We start from the raw sequence: 13425 nt of genomic DNA on the forward strand, positions 1-13425 counted from the left end.
TGCCGTTCGCGGTGGTGATGCTGATCGTCGCCGTCGCGGCGCTGCGGATCGGGCAGTACCACTGGCGCCAGGGCGCGGCGCTGATCGGCGCCGCGCTGCTGGTCGGCGCGGTATTGCGGGCGGTGCTGTCCGATGAGCAGGCCGGGCTGCTGGCGATCAGGGGCAAGGCCGTCGACTTCCTGACCTACGCCGGCCTTGCCACCCTGATGCTGTTCGTGACCTTCACGATCACCGGCGGACCGCTCGACTAGGCGAGCGCGAGCTGCTGGCGCTCCTCGCGCTTGTCCAGCCCGCCGGAGACCACGGCGATGCTGAGCCCGAACACGGCCAGCAGCGCGCCGACCCAGTTCGGCGCGACCAGGCCGAGGCCGCCCGCGATCACCAGGCCGCCGAGGTAGGCGCCGATCGAGTTGGCGATGTTGAACGCCGACTGCACGGCCGCGCTGACCAGCGACGGCGTGCCGCCCGCCTTCTCCATGATCCGCGCCTGCATCATCGGGCCGATCATGAAGCCGGCGAGGCCGACGAAGAAGATCGTGATCGCCGCGCCGACCTTGCCCTGCGCGGTGATCGTGAAGATACCGAGCACCGCGGCCAGCGCGAGCAGCGAGACGTACAGGCTCGGCATGAGGCGCTTGTCGGCGAGGCGGCCGCCGACGTAGTTGCCGATGGTCATGCCGACACCGGCGAGCGAGAGCAGCACCGTCACGTGGCCGGGGGAGTAGCCGGCGATGTCGGTGAGCATCGGCGCGATGTAGGACAGGCAGGCGAACACGCCGCCCAGGCCGAACGTGACGATCGCCAGCGCCAGCCACACCTGCGGGCGACGGAACGCGCCGAGCTCGCCGCGCAGCGACGGGTTCTCCGGGCGGCCCTGGTGCGGGACGAGCTTGGCGATCGCGACCATGGCGACCACGCCGATCAGCGAGACCACCAGGAACGTCGCGCGCCAGCCGACGCGCTGGCCGAGCAGGGTGCCCAGCGGCACGCCGACGACGTTGGCCAGCGTCAGGCCCATGAACATCATGGACACGGCCTTGGCGCGGTTGCCCTTCTCGACCAGGCTCGACGCGACGACCGCGCCCGCGCCGAAGAACGCGCCGTGCGGCAGTCCGGCGAGGAAGCGGAACGCGACCCCGAACTCCTGGTTCGGCGAGAGCGCGAACAGGACGTTGCCCAGGGTGAACAGGCCCATCATGCCCAGGAGCATGGTCTTGCGCGGCAGCCGGACGGCGGCCGCGGTGAGCAGCGGTGCGCCGACCACGACGCCGAGCGCGTAGCCGGAGATGAGATAGCCCGCCGAGGGGATGGACACTCCGAAGTCGGCGGCCGCCTGCGGCAGCACGCCCATCATGACGAACTCGGTGGTGCCGATGCCGAAGGCGGCGATGGCGAGCGCGAGCAGCGCGATGGGCACGGCTCTCCTTCCAGGTACTGAATCGATACAGTTCACGAGCATGAATAAAGACAGTCAGCGTGGCCCCCGACGTCGCTGAGCTGTCCTGCGGTTAGTTCAACCTATGAGGGGATGTTTTGTCATCCCGATATCGCGTGAGGCTGCCCACTCGGCTGGTGATCGACGGCGGGCGCGGCGAGGATCGCGTCGAGTAGCCCGGGAAACGCGAGGTCAAGATCGTTGCGCCGCAACGAATTGAATCTTGTGGTGCCCTGTTGCCTGCCCTGGATGACGCCCGCTTCGCGCAGCGTGCGCAGGTGATGGGTGAGTGTGGACTTGGTCACCGCCACGTCGAATCCACTGCACGAGATCTCGCCGTCCCGCTCGGCGAGCTGTCGCACCATCTTGAGCCGGACCGGGTCGGCCAGCGCCTGCAGGACGGCTTCGATGGGTGCGCTCATGGCATCCATAGTACGACACCCATCGAAATTGTCGGACCCTCGTAGTACGGTGTCCTTCGTAGTACGACAGCCATCAAACATTCTTTAGTGAACACGGGGGATCCGATGCCAGCTCCACCACGCACCGCGGTACTAGCCTTGGGCACCTTCGCGGTCGGCACCAGCGGGTACGTCGTCGCCGGGCTTCTGCCCGCGCTGGTGACGGAGCTCGCCGTGTCCCCGTCGACGGCCGCCCAGCTGGTCACGGCCTTCGCCATCGCGTACGCCGTCGGTTCCCCGCTGTTCGCGGCCGCCACCGGGCGCTGGGAGCGGCGCCGTCTCCTGGTCGTCGCGCTCGGCGTCACGGCGCTCGGCAACGCGCTGGCCGCCGTTGTGTCCGGCTTCGAGCCGTTGCTGGCGGCTCGGGTGGTGACCGCGATCGGCGCGGCCGTGTTCACGCCGGCGGCCAGCGCCGTGGCGGCCGAGCTCACCGCGCCGGAGCACCGCGGCCGTGCGGTCGCGCTGGTGTTCGGCGGGCTGACGATCGCGACCATCCTCGGCGTCCCGCTGGGCAGCCTGCTGTCGCAGCACTTCGGCTACCGCGTGGTGTTCGCGCTGGTCGCGGCTTTCTCGCTGCTGGGAGCGGTGGCCGTCGGCCTGGTGCTGCCCAAGGTCGCCCCGCCGCCACCGGTCCGCCTGGCCGAGCGGTTCACCGCGGCCGCCGATCCCCGCGTCCTCGCGATGATGGGCGCGACGGTGCTCGGCTGCCTCGCCGCCTTCAGCGTGTACACCTTCATCGCGCCGGTGCTGGCGGAGACCACGGGCGTGCACGGCACGGCCGTCAGCTTGCTCCTGTTCTGCTACGGCATCGGCGGCGCGATCGGCAACTGGCTCGGCGGCCGCGTCACCGACCGCTGGGGCTCCCGCCGCCCCCTCCTCACGATCTTCGCCGCCACCACCCTCGTGCTCGCCACCCTCCCGTTGGCCTCGTCCACGATCACCGGCGCCGCGGTGATCCTCTTCCTCTGGGGCCTCTGCACCTGGTCGGTCAACCCGCCCATCCAAAGCCGCCTGATCGAACTCTCGCCCCGCCAAACCGGCCTCGTCCTGTCCCTCAACGCCTCCGCCATCTACCTCGGCGTAGGACTCTCCGGCCTGGTCGGCGGCGCCGTCCTCCACACCGCGGGCCCCCGCCTCCTCCCCGAGATGTCCGCCCTCCTCACCGCCCTCGCCCTCGCCGTAGTCCTCCTAGGCTTCCGCCGCACCCCCACCCCCACCCCCGACCTAGAACCCACCCCCGCCTAACCCACCCCGTGTCCCACGTTGAGACACCGCGTGTTCCACGCTCGGGCACCGCGTGTCGTCCGCCTGCGCACGCGTGTCGTCCATCCACGTACGCGTGTCGTCCGTCTGTGCACGCGTGCCGTCCGTCCACGTACGCGTGTCGTCCGTCCACGTACGCGTGTCGTCCAGTCGCGTACGCATGTCGTCCGTCCACGCTCGCGTCCCGACCGTCGAGGCCCGCGTCCCGACCCCTCACGCATGCTCGAGTTTGCCTTTCCCGCACGGGTGTTTGCCGTTCCCGTACGCATGTTCGCCCTTCGCGCGCGCGAATTGGCCGCTCCCGTACGCGAGTTGCCTTAGACTGGAGCCATGACGATCAACCTTGGAGGCCCTGAGCCTCGGCTCTGGTGAGCCCGTCGATCCGGGTCCGCGGTCGAGCGGAACTCAAGGCGTCCCGGCGCCAACGCAAGCATTCCTGCTGGGGACATCTGGTCGCGGCTCCGCTGTGGCCGCTGCATGGCGTCAACCTCGGCACACTGCTGCGGACCTGCGATGCCGTCGGCGCGTGCCTCGCGGTGCCCCGGCACCCCTGGGTGCCGGACGCGTTGCGCAAGGGGAACACCTTGCGCCAGCCCGCTTGTGTGCACTGGGTCGGTGATCCGCTCGGCTGGCTCGCCAGGGAGCGGGCGGCGGGCAGCTCGGTCGTCGGCGTCGAACTCGCCGAGGGGGCGATGCGACTCGCGGATCTGCCCGCCGCGCGGCGGCGGACGGTCGCGGTGCTCGGGCATGAGCAGTCCGGGATCCCGGACGAGGCCGTCGCACTGCTGGACGTCGCCGTCGAGATTCCCATGGTGGGCAGCGGTTCGAGCCTCAACGTCGCGGTCGCGGGCAGCCTGGTGCTGTACAAGCTCGCCGGGTTGCTGTGACCGCTACTTCTTGGCGCCTGCGGCTTCGACTTCGCAGTCGGGGCCGGGTACGACGAGACCTTCGTGGCCGTCGGTGAAGCGGACCAGATACGGGGGCGAGCCGTTCGCGCCGCGGACTTCGATGATCTCGCCGCGCTGGCCGCCCGCGCCCACGGTACGGCCGTGGACGTGGATTTCGTCTCCGACTGTCGCATGCATGGCGTACCTCCGACATCCCAGGTTAGGAGCAGGCGGCTGCGTCGTACAGGGGGCGATCGGGGAGAAATCGCTAGGGTGGCCGGATGACCAAGGTGCTCGACGAGGTGAACGGAGTCTGCGGCAAACTCGTGCTGCGCCAGGACGGCGCCGATTTCGAGGTGATCGCCAACGGCGTCTTCCTGATGGACACCCGCAACGGCGAGTCGGAGCGGCTGCTCGTCTCCGTCGCCGCGGACATGGTGCCCGGCAAGGCGAGGATGCTGATCGGCGGGCTCGGCGTCGGCTACTCACTGCGCGCGGCACTGGATCATCCCGGAGTCGGCGAGATCGTCGTCGTGGAACGGGAGCGCTCGGTCATCGAATGGAATCGCAGTGGCCCTTTGCGCGAGGTCCATCGTGACGCGCTCGCCGACGACCGTGTCACCGTCGTCGAGAGTGACCTCGTGAAGTGGTTGCACCGCACCGAAGAGCGTTTCGACGCCTTGTGCCTCGACATCGACAATGGTCCACAATGGACCGTGAGCAAAGGTAACGCGGCGCTCTACAGTGACGCGGGTCTCGACATGCTTTCCGCGCGGCTGCGCCCCGGCGGTGCCGTAGCGGTTTGGAGCGCCGAGTCCGACCCCGCGTTCACTCGCCGCCTCCGTTCCCGCTTCAGTGAGGTGCGGGTGTTGAAAATCCCGGTACCCAAAGGTGAACCGGATGTCATCTGGCTGGCCCGCCGATGACGCTCACCGAAGCCGTCCACAACAACGCGCGCTGGTGCGACCTCGTCTGCCGCGCCAACGCCAACCCTGGCGAATTCACTTCGCTCGCCTGGACGGCGAAGTCGCGCACCCCGCTGTATTACCCCGACGCCGTCACGTTGGACCCGGCCGCCACCGCCGCCGACGTCCTGCCCGGCATCGACGTCTCCTCCGGCTGTTCGATCAAAGACAGCTTCGCGACCCTGGATCTCGAAGGCTTTGAAGTCCTCTTCACCGCGACCTGGATCACCTGCCGTCCCAGCCCGGGGCCTTCGGCCTGGACCGTCGTCCGTGACCCGGAAGCCTTGCGCACAGCGAATTTCGGCCTGGAGGTCTTCCCGGTCGACGACTCGGTGTTCGTCCTCGGCGACCTCGATGGCGACCACTGGCGCGGCGGCGCGATCGTCAACCTCAGCGGCGAGGTCGCCGGCCTGTCCAACCTCTTCACCACGGGCGATCTCGGCGAAGCCTGGTCCGGTGTGACCGCCGCGATCGCCACGCGGTTCCCGGAGCGGCCGATCGTCGGCTACGAACACGGCGACGACCTGACTGCGGCTTGGGCAGCCGGGTTCAAGCCGTTGGGGGACTTGCGGGTCTGGCTCAAGCCGTAGGTCCCGGTCACCGGCAACTTCGAGGCCTCAACGGCTTTTGTGGCACTATCGAGGCTGCCGATCCATGGGGGACGGCATCAACTCCTGGGGGAGTACATGTTTCGTCGTGCACTGACCGTTGTCGCCGTCGTAGCGGGCATCGGATCCGCGCTGGCGCCCGCCGCGCTCGCGGAGAGCAGTCCGGAGACCGTCGACTTCGTCGCCGAAGAGGGTGCCTACCCGTTCGGCGGACAGAGCGGGCACTGGGTCGCCGGGCCCGACCACGAGGTGATGATCCGCGAACACGACAACGTCCTCAAAGTCGACGCGGACGCGAACAACGGGTTCGATTACTTCGCGCTCGAGTTCACCGGTCCGGACGGTGCGGCGCTGCAACCCGGCGCTTACGACCACGCGGGTGGCGCGCACATCCTCGCCATTTCAGCGGGTCTTGGCTGTACCGACGACTACTCCGCCTTCACCATCTCGCGCATCGAGCGCGACGGCGGTCAGCTCGTCGCGCTCGACGCCACCTTCGAGCAGCGGTGTAGCGGACCTGACCACCCGGCGTTCCGCGGCTCGGTGCACTTCGAGCGATAAATGAATCGACTCCCGGTTTCGGATCACCCAAGATCAGGGCGATCCGAAACCGGGAGGTCATCATGCATCGCGACTACGACGCCGAGGCGTCCTTTTGAGCCGATCGCCAAGCGCCGCAGGGGGTTCCCTCTAGCGAGACGAAGGTCAAGCGTGGCGATCGCGTCATCGGCGACGGCAAGGAGCTGATCGAAAAGCTCGGCGGCAAGGACCCGTGCCCGTGTGGATCCGGGCGGCGGTTTCGGCAAGTGCTGCCGCGCCGGTGGCCGGTTCGACGACACGCTCGGGCATTACTACTTCAGAGACTGAGCGCCTTCTTAAGCGTTGTGATCGCCTGGGTGATCGCGGCCTCGGCGGCGTGAGTCTCGCGCAGCGCGTTCAGCATCACGAAGTCGTGGATGATGCCCTGGTAGCGCACCGCCGTCACCGCGACACCCGCTTGGCGCAGCTTCGCGGCGTACGCCTCGCCCTCGTCACGCAACACGTCGGCCTCGCCGGTGATGACGAGGGCGGGCGGCAGTCCGGTGAGTTCTTCGAGGCTCGCGCGCAGCGGTGACGCGGTGATTTCCGCGCGCTGCGCCGGGTCCGTCGTGTACTGGTCCCAGAACCACTTCATGCCCTCGCGTCCGAGGAAGTAGCCCTCGGCGAAGCGAAGGTATGACTCGGTGTCGAAATTCGCGTCGGTCACCGGGTAGAAGAGCACCTGCTGGCGGAAGGTCACATCGCCGTGCTGCTTGGCGAGCAGGGTGACGGCCGCGGTCATGTTGCCGCCGACGGAGTCGCCGGCGATGGCGATGCGCGTGGTGTCGAAGCCGTGCTCGGCGCCGTGCTCGGCCACCCACTTCGCCGCGGCGTAGTTCTCCTCGATCGCCACGGGGTAGCGGGCCTCCGGGGACAGGCTGTACTCGGGGAAGACCACCGCGGCCCCGGTGCCCACGGCGAGTTCGCGGACGAGCCGGTCGTGCGTGTGCGCGTTGCCGAAGACCCAGCCCGCGCCGTGCAGGTACACGATGACCGGCAACGGCCCGGTCGCGTTCTCCGGGCGGAAGATCCGGACCTTCGGGCCGCCGGGAACGGTCAGGTCCTCGATGGAGACGGCCGGTTTCGTGATCTCACCCGACTGGACCTCGTCGACCGCCTTGCGGCCTTCGGACGGATCCAGCTCGAACAGGTACGGCGGGTTGTCGGTGGCCTCGGCGAAGGCCTGCGCGGCGGGTTCCAGGGCGAGGTTGTGGGGGTTGGCGGTCATCTCGATCTCCTCGGGTGCCGTTGAGCTGTCTCCCATAAGCTAGCGAGCAACTAAGTTGTGCACAACTAAACTGTGCATGATGAGATGTAGCGCACTTAGATTGCGGGTCGGAGTAGCTGTGGCCACAATGGACGATGTGGAAGAGACGCCCCTGCTCGAAGACCAGATGTGCTTCTCGCTGTACGCCGCCTCGCGTGCGGTGACCGCGCTGTACCGGCCGCTGCTCAAAGAGCTGGAGATCACCTATCCGCAGTACCTCGTCATGCTCACCCTCTGGGAGCACGGCGACCGCGGCGTCACCGAGATCGGCGACGCGCTCAGTCTGGACTCCGGCACGCTTTCACCGTTGCTCAAGCGGCTTGAAAAGCTCGGGCTCGTGCGTCGCGAGCGTCGCAGTGACGACGAGCGCTCAGTGCGTGTGACGCTTACTGAAGAGGGCGATGCGCTGCGCGCGAAGGCGACTCATGTGCCTGGCGTCGTCAGCGAAGCGATGGGACTTCCCCCAGTGCGTTTCGCTCAGCTGCAAGCCACGCTGCGCGAGCTGACCCGTTCGGTGAACGCATACCGTCAGACGCTTTAAGACAGCGGTCGCCGTCCCGCGAAGCCCAGGTCGAGCCGGTGATACCAAGCGAGCTCGGTGTCACCTTCGAGCCAGCACAGCAGCACCGGCACGCCGTCGAGGTCCGCGGGGAAGTCGACCAGCAGGGGCGCGAAGCCCTTGAGCTCCGCCCCCGTGCGCTGGACGGTGGTCATCAGTTCGTCGAGCCTGGCCTGCGCACCCTTGAGCTCGGGCAGCCCGCCGAGTTCGGTCGGGGTGCCACCGGGGTTCAGCGAGGCGGCCAGCTCGGCGGCGTCCGCGCGGACGGCCACCAGCTCGTCGAGCACCGGGCGCAGGCGGACGAGCTCGGCGCGCGCCTCTGGCACCGTGAACAAACCCATGGCCGTAATCGTAATTAGCGAACGGGCAGGCTCAGAGACCCGCTCACGCCGTCGCGCGCGACATGGATCGTCCAGCAGCCCGGCTTGGGGAAGACGAAGCCGGTTCCCCACTCCTCGCCAGGGTGGTTGAAGGTCGAGCCGCCATGGCCCTCGGGGCCCCAGGTCGGTGTGACCGACTGGAAGTTCGGCCCGGTCGCGCTGAAGCGGGCCGGTCCGGTGCCGGTGATCCGCCAGACGATCTTGCTCTCGACGCCCGCGATCACCCCCTCGTCGCCGGTGAAGAACAACGCGTAGATCGTGCCGCCCGCCGACGTCGCCTGTACCCCGTGGCCGTCGGCGTAGGCGGGCGGATGCGCGCAGTCGGCCTGCGCTGTGACCTGCGTCGGCGCTGCCGCGCACCCCGAGAGCAGCACCAGGACGACCCCGATCCCGAGAGATCTCATCCCCCTACGATCCCGCCCGGTGATGTCGCACACAATGGCCTGCTGAGAGACTTGATGCTGACCACTTCTAGAACCATTCAGGTCCGTTTAGCAGTACGCTTGTACCGCTACCCAGAGGCTTAAGAAGACGCGAAGATCCGCGCGAGAGGAGCACCGTCGCTCATGGCCAAGATCAAGGTCCAGGGCACCGTCGTCGAGCTTGACGGCGATGAGATGACCCGCATTATCTGGCAGTTCATCAAGGACAAGCTGATCCACCCGTACCTGGACGTCAACCTGGACTACTACGACCTGGGCATCGAGGAGCGCGACCGCACCGACGACCAGGTCACCATCGACTCCGCGAACGCCATCAAGAAGCACGGCGTCGGCGTCAAGTGCGCGACGATCACCCCGGACGAGGCGCGGGTCGAGGAATTCGGCCTGAAGAAGATGTGGCTCTCGCCCAACGGGACGATCCGCAACATCCTCGGCGGTGTCATCTTCCGCGAGCCGATCGTCATCCAGAACATCCCGCGCCTGGTGCCGGGCTGGACCAAGCCGATCATCATCGGCCGTCACGCGCACGGCGACCAGTACAAGGCGACCAACTTCAAGGTCCCCGGCGCCGGCACGCTGACCATGACCTACACGCCGGAGGACGGCTCCGCGCCGGTCGAGTTCGAGGTCGCCAAGTTCCCCGAGGCCGGTGGCGTCGCGATGGGGATGTACAACTTCCGCAAGTCGATCGAGGACTTCGCGCGCGCTTCGCTGCAGTACGGCCTCGACCGTGAGTACCCGGTCTACATGTCGACCAAGAACACCATCCTCAAGGCCTACGACGGCATGTTCAAGGACGTGTTCGAGGAGATCTTCCAGGCCGAGTTCAAGGCCGACTTCGACGCCAAGGGCATCACCTACGAGCACCGCCTGATCGACGACATGGTCGCCGCGGCGATGAAGTGGGAGGGCGGCTACGTCTGGGCGTGCAAGAACTACGACGGTGACGTCCAGTCCGACACGGTCGCGCAGGGCTTCGGCTCGCTCGGCCTGATGACCTCGGTGCTGCGCACCCCGGACGGCCGGACGGTCGAGGCCGAGGCCGCGCACGGCACGGTGACCAGGCACTACCGCCAGCACCAGCAGGGCAAGCCGACCTCGACCAACCCGATCGCGTCGATCTACGCGTGGACCCGTGGCCTCGAGCACCGCGGCAAGCTGGACTCCAACTCGGAGCTCATCGGCTTCGCGAACAAGCTGGAGCAGGTCGTCGTCGAGACCGTCGAGAGCGGCAAGATGACCAAGGACCTCGCGCTGCTGGTCGGCCCTGACCAGGCTTGGCAGACCACCGAGGAGTTCCTCGCGACCCTCGACGAGAACCTGGCCAAGAAGATCGCCGGCTGATTTTTCACCTGATAGACCGTGATGGCCTCCTTCGTTCGCGAAGGGGGCCATCACTTTTAGTAGTTGGGCGGTCACGCCATTGGCGCTGTCGGGTGGTTGATCGCGCCAGAGCTGTCCGCCGGGCCCACTGTGTGTCTACCCTGGTCGAGGACAAGTTCCGTCCTGAGGAGCACAGGTGTTCTTGGGCATTCCGAAGAAGATGCTGATCGTCATCGCCGTGCTGGCCGGTGTCCTGATCGTCTACGTGCTGGGCTCCGACAAGCAGTCCGCGGCGAGTTCGCCCACGGGGTGCAAAGTGATCGTCACCGCGGACGTGCTCAACGCGCGCGACGCGCCTGCCGTGAACGGCGGCATCGTCGGCAAGTACAACAAGGACGCGAAGATCGACGCGCTCCCGATCGTGCAGAACGGCTACCGCAAGATCGCCGAGGGCAAGTGGGTGTCCGCCGACTTCGTCAAGCCGCTCGAAGGCTCCGCGAACTGCGGCTGACCTGCTGATCTTCAAAAGTTGTCGGTGTGCCCTGCTAGACATCGGGGCATGGAAACCCGGTTCCTGACCCTCGCGGACGGACGCCGGCTCGCCTATCTCGACCAAGGCGGGCCAGGGCGGCCGTTGCTCGCGCTGCACGGCATCTGCGGACGCGGGCGGATGTTCGCCGGCCTCGCCCGGCGGCTCGGCCCGCGGTGGCGCGTCGTCGCACCGGACCAGCGTGGACACGGCTGGTCGGACGCGGCTTCCTGCTACTCGCGTGAGGGTTTCGTGTCCGACGCCGCGGAAATGATCGAGCGACTGGGCATGGGCCCGTGTCCGGTGCTCGGGCATTCGCTAGGCGGCGTCAACGCCTTCCAGCTCGCCTCCTGGCGCCCCGAGCTGGTCACGGCGATCGTGGTCGAGGACATCGGCGCCAGGCCTCAGCCCGGACCCGCGGACTGGATGTACGAGCTCCCTGTCAGATTCGACGCCTTCCGCGACCTGCGGCGGGCACTCGGCGAAGCCATGGCCGGTCAAGAGGATTACTTCCTCGAGAACGCCGCCGAGTTCGAAGACGGCTGGGGATTCCGGTGGCGCGCCGCCGAAATCGAGTCCGCGGGCCGGAGCCTGGGTGGTGACTGGTGGCCGGACTGGCTCGGGTCCGGCTGCCCGGCGCTGCTGATCCACGGCGGGCGCAGCGAGGTGCTGTCCGCCGCCGAGGCACGGGAGATGGTCCAGTCGCGGCCGGGTACGCGGCTGGCCACCTTCCCGGAGGCCGGGCACACACCGCACCGGGTGGAGCCGGAGCGCTACGCGAAGGAGGTGGGCGCTTGGCTGGACATGCTCACAACTTCACAGTGAGCCCTTCCGCGGAAGATCGCCGCGAAGTACGAGGCCGCGCTCGCGGAGAAGCTGACCGGCTGACGGGCCTGAGCGGACTTGTCGGACCCTGCCGGTAGCCTCGCTGGCGTGCTGACGGTCTCCAGTGTGAATGTCAACGGCCTGCGCGCCGCCGCCAAGAAAGGCTTCGTCGAGTGGCTCGCCGCCACCGAGGCGGATGTCGTCTGCTGCCAGGAGGTGCGTGCCGAGCTCGGCGAACTTCCGTCGGAGGTCGCCGCGCCCGAGGGCTGGCACGTCGCGCACGCGGCGTCGGCGGTCAAGGGGCGCAATGGCGTCATGGTGTTCAGCCGGATCGAGCCCGAGCTGGTGCGGATCGGCTTCGGCGAGGCCGAGTTCGAGGACAGCGGCCGGTATGTCGAGGTCCACCTGCCGGGCGTGATCGTCGCGAGCCTGTACCTGCCCAGCGGCGATGTCGGTACCCCGCGCCAGGAGGAGAAGGAACGCTTCATGGCGGCGTTCCTGCCCTACCTCGTCGAGCTGCGAGGCAAGGCGGAGGCGGCGGGCTCCGAGGTGCTGGTGGTCGGTGACTGGAACATCGCGCACGCCGAGGTCGACCTGAAGAACTGGAAGACCAACCGCAAGAACTCCGGCTTCCTGCCGGAGGAGCGCGCGTGGCTGGACCGGGTCTACGGCGAGGCCGGGTACGTCGACGTCCAGCGCAGGCTCGCCCCGGAAGGCCCCGGCCCGTACACCTGGTGGTCCTACCGCGGCAAGGCATTCGACAACGACGCGGGCTGGCGTATCGACCTGCAGGTGGCCACCCCCGGGCTGGCCGAGCGGGCGAAGCTCGCGGTGGTCGAGCGTGCCGAGACCTACGCGCAGCGGTGGTCAGACCATGCGCCGGTCACGGTGACCTACTCCGACTGAGCGAAGTGACTGGGGCGGACCGTGGACACCAACGAGGCCAACCGGATCGAGACGACCAACTCCGAGCGGTATCAGCTCTCGCTCGCGCAGGGCTGGCACTTCCGCGCGGACGCGCCGGATCTGCTCGAGCGGTGGCGGGTGCTGCCGTTCAGCCAGCACGGTGACAAGCGGCTCGCGTTCGGCATGCTGGCCGGCGCGTACCAGGGCATGCCGTTCACGACGTTCGACTTCCACCGGCGGCCGACCGTGACGAGCGTGCACACCCGGTGGACGAACAAGAAGATCAACGAGCTCGACACGATCACCATCGACTCGGTGTGGGTGATCACGCTGCCCGTGGCGATGCCGAACTTCCAGATCGTGTCCAGTGTGGACTCGGCGTTCGAGACCGACGCCTACCCCGAGCCCGCGACGGCCGACCGGAAGTTCAACCGGTGGTACAAGCTGATCGACACCGACCCGAATCTCGCCGTGCACGTCCTGACGCCGCAGGTGATGGGCACCATGCGTCAGCTCAAACTGCACACCTGGTCGCTCGTGGGGAACGAGCTCGTCTACGTCGAGCACCCGATCTTCGGCCGGACCAAGCCGGACGACGTGCTGGCGGTGCTGGGGAAACTCCTGTCGCTGGTTTCCTTGCTGCCACTACATCTCGGGCAGCAACAGGCCCCGCCGCCGCCGCAAGTCCAGCAAGCGCCGCAAGCCCAGCAGTTCCACCAAGGGCAGCAGCCACCGCGACCACAGCAGTGGCAGCAGCCTCAGCCACAGCAGCACGGCTACCCGGCGCAGAACCCGCAGGCGTACCCGCCGCCCGCTTACCCGCCCGGCTATCCGCAGCCTGGCCAGTACGCCCAACCGGGGCAGCCCGGGCACTACGGCCAGCCGGGCCAACCTGGGCCGCCCGGGCAGTACGGGCCGCCGCGAGGGTACTGAGGCGAGCAGGAATTCAGGGCTCGTGCGCGTTGCGGGCGGTTGGAACCGCCCGCAACGCGCAC

Annotated in this window: 19 protein-coding genes; 13 read left to right on the top strand and 6 right to left on the bottom strand. The window is 68.0% G+C overall.

Annotated features, from left to right (window positions below; genetic code table 11):
• Positions 1–17 precede the first annotated feature (17 nt).
• The gene (locus BLV57_RS28375) at positions 18–251 is read left to right on the top strand and encodes a DUF3017 domain-containing protein (protein WP_091294250.1); all 234 of its coding nucleotides are present in this window, start codon (positions 18–20) and stop codon (positions 249–251) included.
• Here BLV57_RS28375 and BLV57_RS28380 read toward each other — a convergent pair.
• Positions 248–1417 (bottom strand): MFS transporter, encoded by a 1170-nt coding sequence (locus BLV57_RS28380; protein WP_091293852.1) that lies wholly within the window; start codon positions 1415–1417, stop codon positions 248–250. The two genes, BLV57_RS28375 and BLV57_RS28380, sit on opposite strands and share 4 nt — an antisense overlap.
• A gap of 119 nt (positions 1418–1536) precedes the next feature.
• The gene (locus BLV57_RS28385; protein ID WP_245757551.1) at positions 1537–1857 is read right to left on the bottom strand and encodes an ArsR/SmtB family transcription factor; all 321 of its coding nucleotides are present in this window, start codon (positions 1855–1857) and stop codon (positions 1537–1539) included.
• A 105-nt stretch (positions 1858–1962) separates the two neighbouring features.
• Between BLV57_RS28385 and BLV57_RS28390 the strand changes: the two genes are divergently transcribed.
• The gene (locus tag BLV57_RS28390) at positions 1963–3141 is read left to right on the top strand and encodes an MFS transporter (protein WP_091293855.1); all 1179 of its coding nucleotides are present in this window, start codon (positions 1963–1965) and stop codon (positions 3139–3141) included.
• A gap of 386 nt (positions 3142–3527) precedes the next feature.
• Entirely contained in the window at positions 3528–4046 is a 519-nt protein-coding gene (locus tag BLV57_RS28395) for a TrmH family RNA methyltransferase (protein ID WP_091293857.1), read from the top strand.
• Between the two features lie 3 nt (positions 4047–4049).
• Here BLV57_RS28395 and BLV57_RS28400 read toward each other — a convergent pair whose 3' ends face one another.
• Positions 4050–4244: a DUF1918 domain-containing protein gene (locus tag BLV57_RS28400; RefSeq protein WP_091293859.1), complete on the bottom strand. Its 195-nt coding sequence runs from the start codon at positions 4242–4244 to the stop codon at positions 4050–4052.
• 83 nt (positions 4245–4327) lie between these two features.
• Between BLV57_RS28400 and BLV57_RS28405 the strand changes: the two genes are divergently transcribed.
• The 4 genes from BLV57_RS28405 (at position 4328) to BLV57_RS44440 (ending at position 6539) form a co-directional block, all read left to right on the top strand.
• Entirely contained in the window at positions 4328–4972 is a 645-nt protein-coding gene (locus BLV57_RS28405; RefSeq protein ID WP_091293861.1) for a spermine/spermidine synthase domain-containing protein, read from the top strand.
• Positions 4969–5601, top strand: a complete 633-nt coding sequence (locus BLV57_RS28410) for a hypothetical protein (protein ID WP_091293863.1) — start codon at positions 4969–4971, stop codon at positions 5599–5601. Before BLV57_RS28405 ends, BLV57_RS28410 begins: the two co-directional genes overlap by 4 nt.
• Positions 5602–5697: 96 nt before the next feature.
• Positions 5698–6180, top strand: a complete 483-nt coding sequence (locus BLV57_RS28415) for a hypothetical protein (protein WP_091293865.1) — start codon at positions 5698–5700, stop codon at positions 6178–6180.
• 185 nt (positions 6181–6365) lie between these two features.
• Entirely contained in the window at positions 6366–6539 is a 174-nt protein-coding gene (locus tag BLV57_RS44440) for an SEC-C metal-binding domain-containing protein (RefSeq protein WP_425426052.1), read from the top strand.
• Here the strand turns inward: BLV57_RS44440 and BLV57_RS28425 are convergent.
• Positions 6476–7426, bottom strand: a complete 951-nt coding sequence (locus BLV57_RS28425; RefSeq protein WP_091293866.1) for an alpha/beta hydrolase — start codon at positions 7424–7426, stop codon at positions 6476–6478. The genes BLV57_RS44440 and BLV57_RS28425 overlap by 64 nt on opposite strands.
• 127 nt (positions 7427–7553) lie before the next feature.
• On the opposite strand from BLV57_RS28425, the gene BLV57_RS28430 reads away from it, so the two are divergent.
• Positions 7554–8006 (top strand): MarR family winged helix-turn-helix transcriptional regulator, encoded by a 453-nt coding sequence (locus tag BLV57_RS28430; RefSeq protein ID WP_091293869.1) that lies wholly within the window; start codon positions 7554–7556, stop codon positions 8004–8006.
• Here the strand turns inward: BLV57_RS28430 and BLV57_RS28435 are convergent.
• On the bottom strand, positions 8003–8365 hold the full coding sequence (locus BLV57_RS28435; protein ID WP_091293871.1) for a DUF2203 domain-containing protein: 363 nt from the start codon (positions 8363–8365) through the stop codon (positions 8003–8005). The genes BLV57_RS28430 and BLV57_RS28435 overlap by 4 nt on opposite strands.
• A 14-nt stretch (positions 8366–8379) precedes the next feature.
• On the bottom strand, positions 8380–8808 hold the full coding sequence (locus tag BLV57_RS28440) for a hypothetical protein (protein WP_091293872.1): 429 nt from the start codon (positions 8806–8808) through the stop codon (positions 8380–8382).
• Between the two features lie 162 nt (positions 8809–8970).
• On the opposite strand from BLV57_RS28440, the gene BLV57_RS28445 reads away from it, so the two are divergent.
• The 5 genes from BLV57_RS28445 (at position 8971) to BLV57_RS28465 (ending at position 13363) form a co-directional block, all read left to right on the top strand.
• Entirely contained in the window at positions 8971–10191 is a 1221-nt protein-coding gene (locus BLV57_RS28445) for an NADP-dependent isocitrate dehydrogenase (RefSeq protein ID WP_091293874.1), read from the top strand.
• Positions 10192–10390: 199 nt separating this feature from the next.
• Positions 10391–10681 (top strand): SH3 domain-containing protein, encoded by a 291-nt coding sequence (locus tag BLV57_RS28450; RefSeq protein ID WP_091294251.1) that lies wholly within the window; start codon positions 10391–10393, stop codon positions 10679–10681.
• 48 nt (positions 10682–10729) lie between these two features.
• Positions 10730–11524 (top strand): alpha/beta fold hydrolase, encoded by a 795-nt coding sequence (locus tag BLV57_RS28455; RefSeq protein ID WP_091293876.1) that lies wholly within the window; start codon positions 10730–10732, stop codon positions 11522–11524.
• A gap of 108 nt (positions 11525–11632) precedes the next feature.
• Positions 11633–12430 (top strand): exodeoxyribonuclease III, encoded by a 798-nt coding sequence (locus BLV57_RS28460; RefSeq protein ID WP_176968852.1) that lies wholly within the window; start codon positions 11633–11635, stop codon positions 12428–12430.
• A 21-nt stretch (positions 12431–12451) separates the two neighbouring features.
• Positions 12452–13363 carry a hypothetical protein gene (locus tag BLV57_RS28465; protein WP_091293880.1) on the top strand — a complete coding sequence of 304 codons (912 nt, stop codon included), beginning with the start codon at positions 12452–12454 and terminating at the stop codon, positions 13361–13363.
• Positions 13364–13425: the final 62 nt, after the last annotated feature.

Source organism: Amycolatopsis xylanica, assembly GCF_900107045.1.
In the GTDB taxonomy this organism is placed as follows: domain Bacteria; phylum Actinomycetota; class Actinomycetes; order Mycobacteriales; family Pseudonocardiaceae; genus Amycolatopsis; species Amycolatopsis xylanica.

Bases quoted from the DNA above. Each gene is read 5' to 3' on its own strand.
- BLV57_RS28445 (WP_091293874.1), top strand. From the start codon at position 8,971: ATGGCCAAGATCAAGGTCCAGGGCACCGTCGTCGAGCTTGACGGCGAT.
- BLV57_RS28430 (WP_091293869.1), top strand. From the start codon at position 7,554: ATGGACGATGTGGAAGAGACGCCCCTGCTCGAAGACCAGATGTGCTTC.
- BLV57_RS28425 (WP_091293866.1), bottom strand. From the start codon at position 7,426: ATGACCGCCAACCCCCACAACCTCGCCCTGGAACCCGCCGCGCAGGCC.
- BLV57_RS28450 (WP_091294251.1), top strand. From the start codon at position 10,391: ATGCTGATCGTCATCGCCGTGCTGGCCGGTGTCCTGATCGTCTACGTG.
- BLV57_RS28410 (WP_091293863.1), top strand. From the start codon at position 4,969: ATGACGCTCACCGAAGCCGTCCACAACAACGCGCGCTGGTGCGACCTC.
- BLV57_RS28455 (WP_091293876.1), top strand. From the start codon at position 10,730: ATGGAAACCCGGTTCCTGACCCTCGCGGACGGACGCCGGCTCGCCTAT.
- BLV57_RS28440 (WP_091293872.1), bottom strand. From the start codon at position 8,808: ATGAGATCTCTCGGGATCGGGGTCGTCCTGGTGCTGCTCTCGGGGTGC.
- BLV57_RS28385 (WP_245757551.1), bottom strand. From the start codon at position 1,857: ATGAGCGCACCCATCGAAGCCGTCCTGCAGGCGCTGGCCGACCCGGTC.
- BLV57_RS28415 (WP_091293865.1), top strand. From the start codon at position 5,698: ATGTTTCGTCGTGCACTGACCGTTGTCGCCGTCGTAGCGGGCATCGGA.
- BLV57_RS28390 (WP_091293855.1), top strand. From the start codon at position 1,963: ATGCCAGCTCCACCACGCACCGCGGTACTAGCCTTGGGCACCTTCGCG.
- BLV57_RS28375 (WP_091294250.1), top strand. From the start codon at position 18: ATGCTGATCGTCGCCGTCGCGGCGCTGCGGATCGGGCAGTACCACTGG.
- BLV57_RS28405 (WP_091293861.1), top strand. From the start codon at position 4,328: ATGACCAAGGTGCTCGACGAGGTGAACGGAGTCTGCGGCAAACTCGTG.
- BLV57_RS28435 (WP_091293871.1), bottom strand. From the start codon at position 8,365: ATGGGTTTGTTCACGGTGCCAGAGGCGCGCGCCGAGCTCGTCCGCCTG.
- BLV57_RS28400 (WP_091293859.1), bottom strand. From the start codon at position 4,244: ATGCATGCGACAGTCGGAGACGAAATCCACGTCCACGGCCGTACCGTG.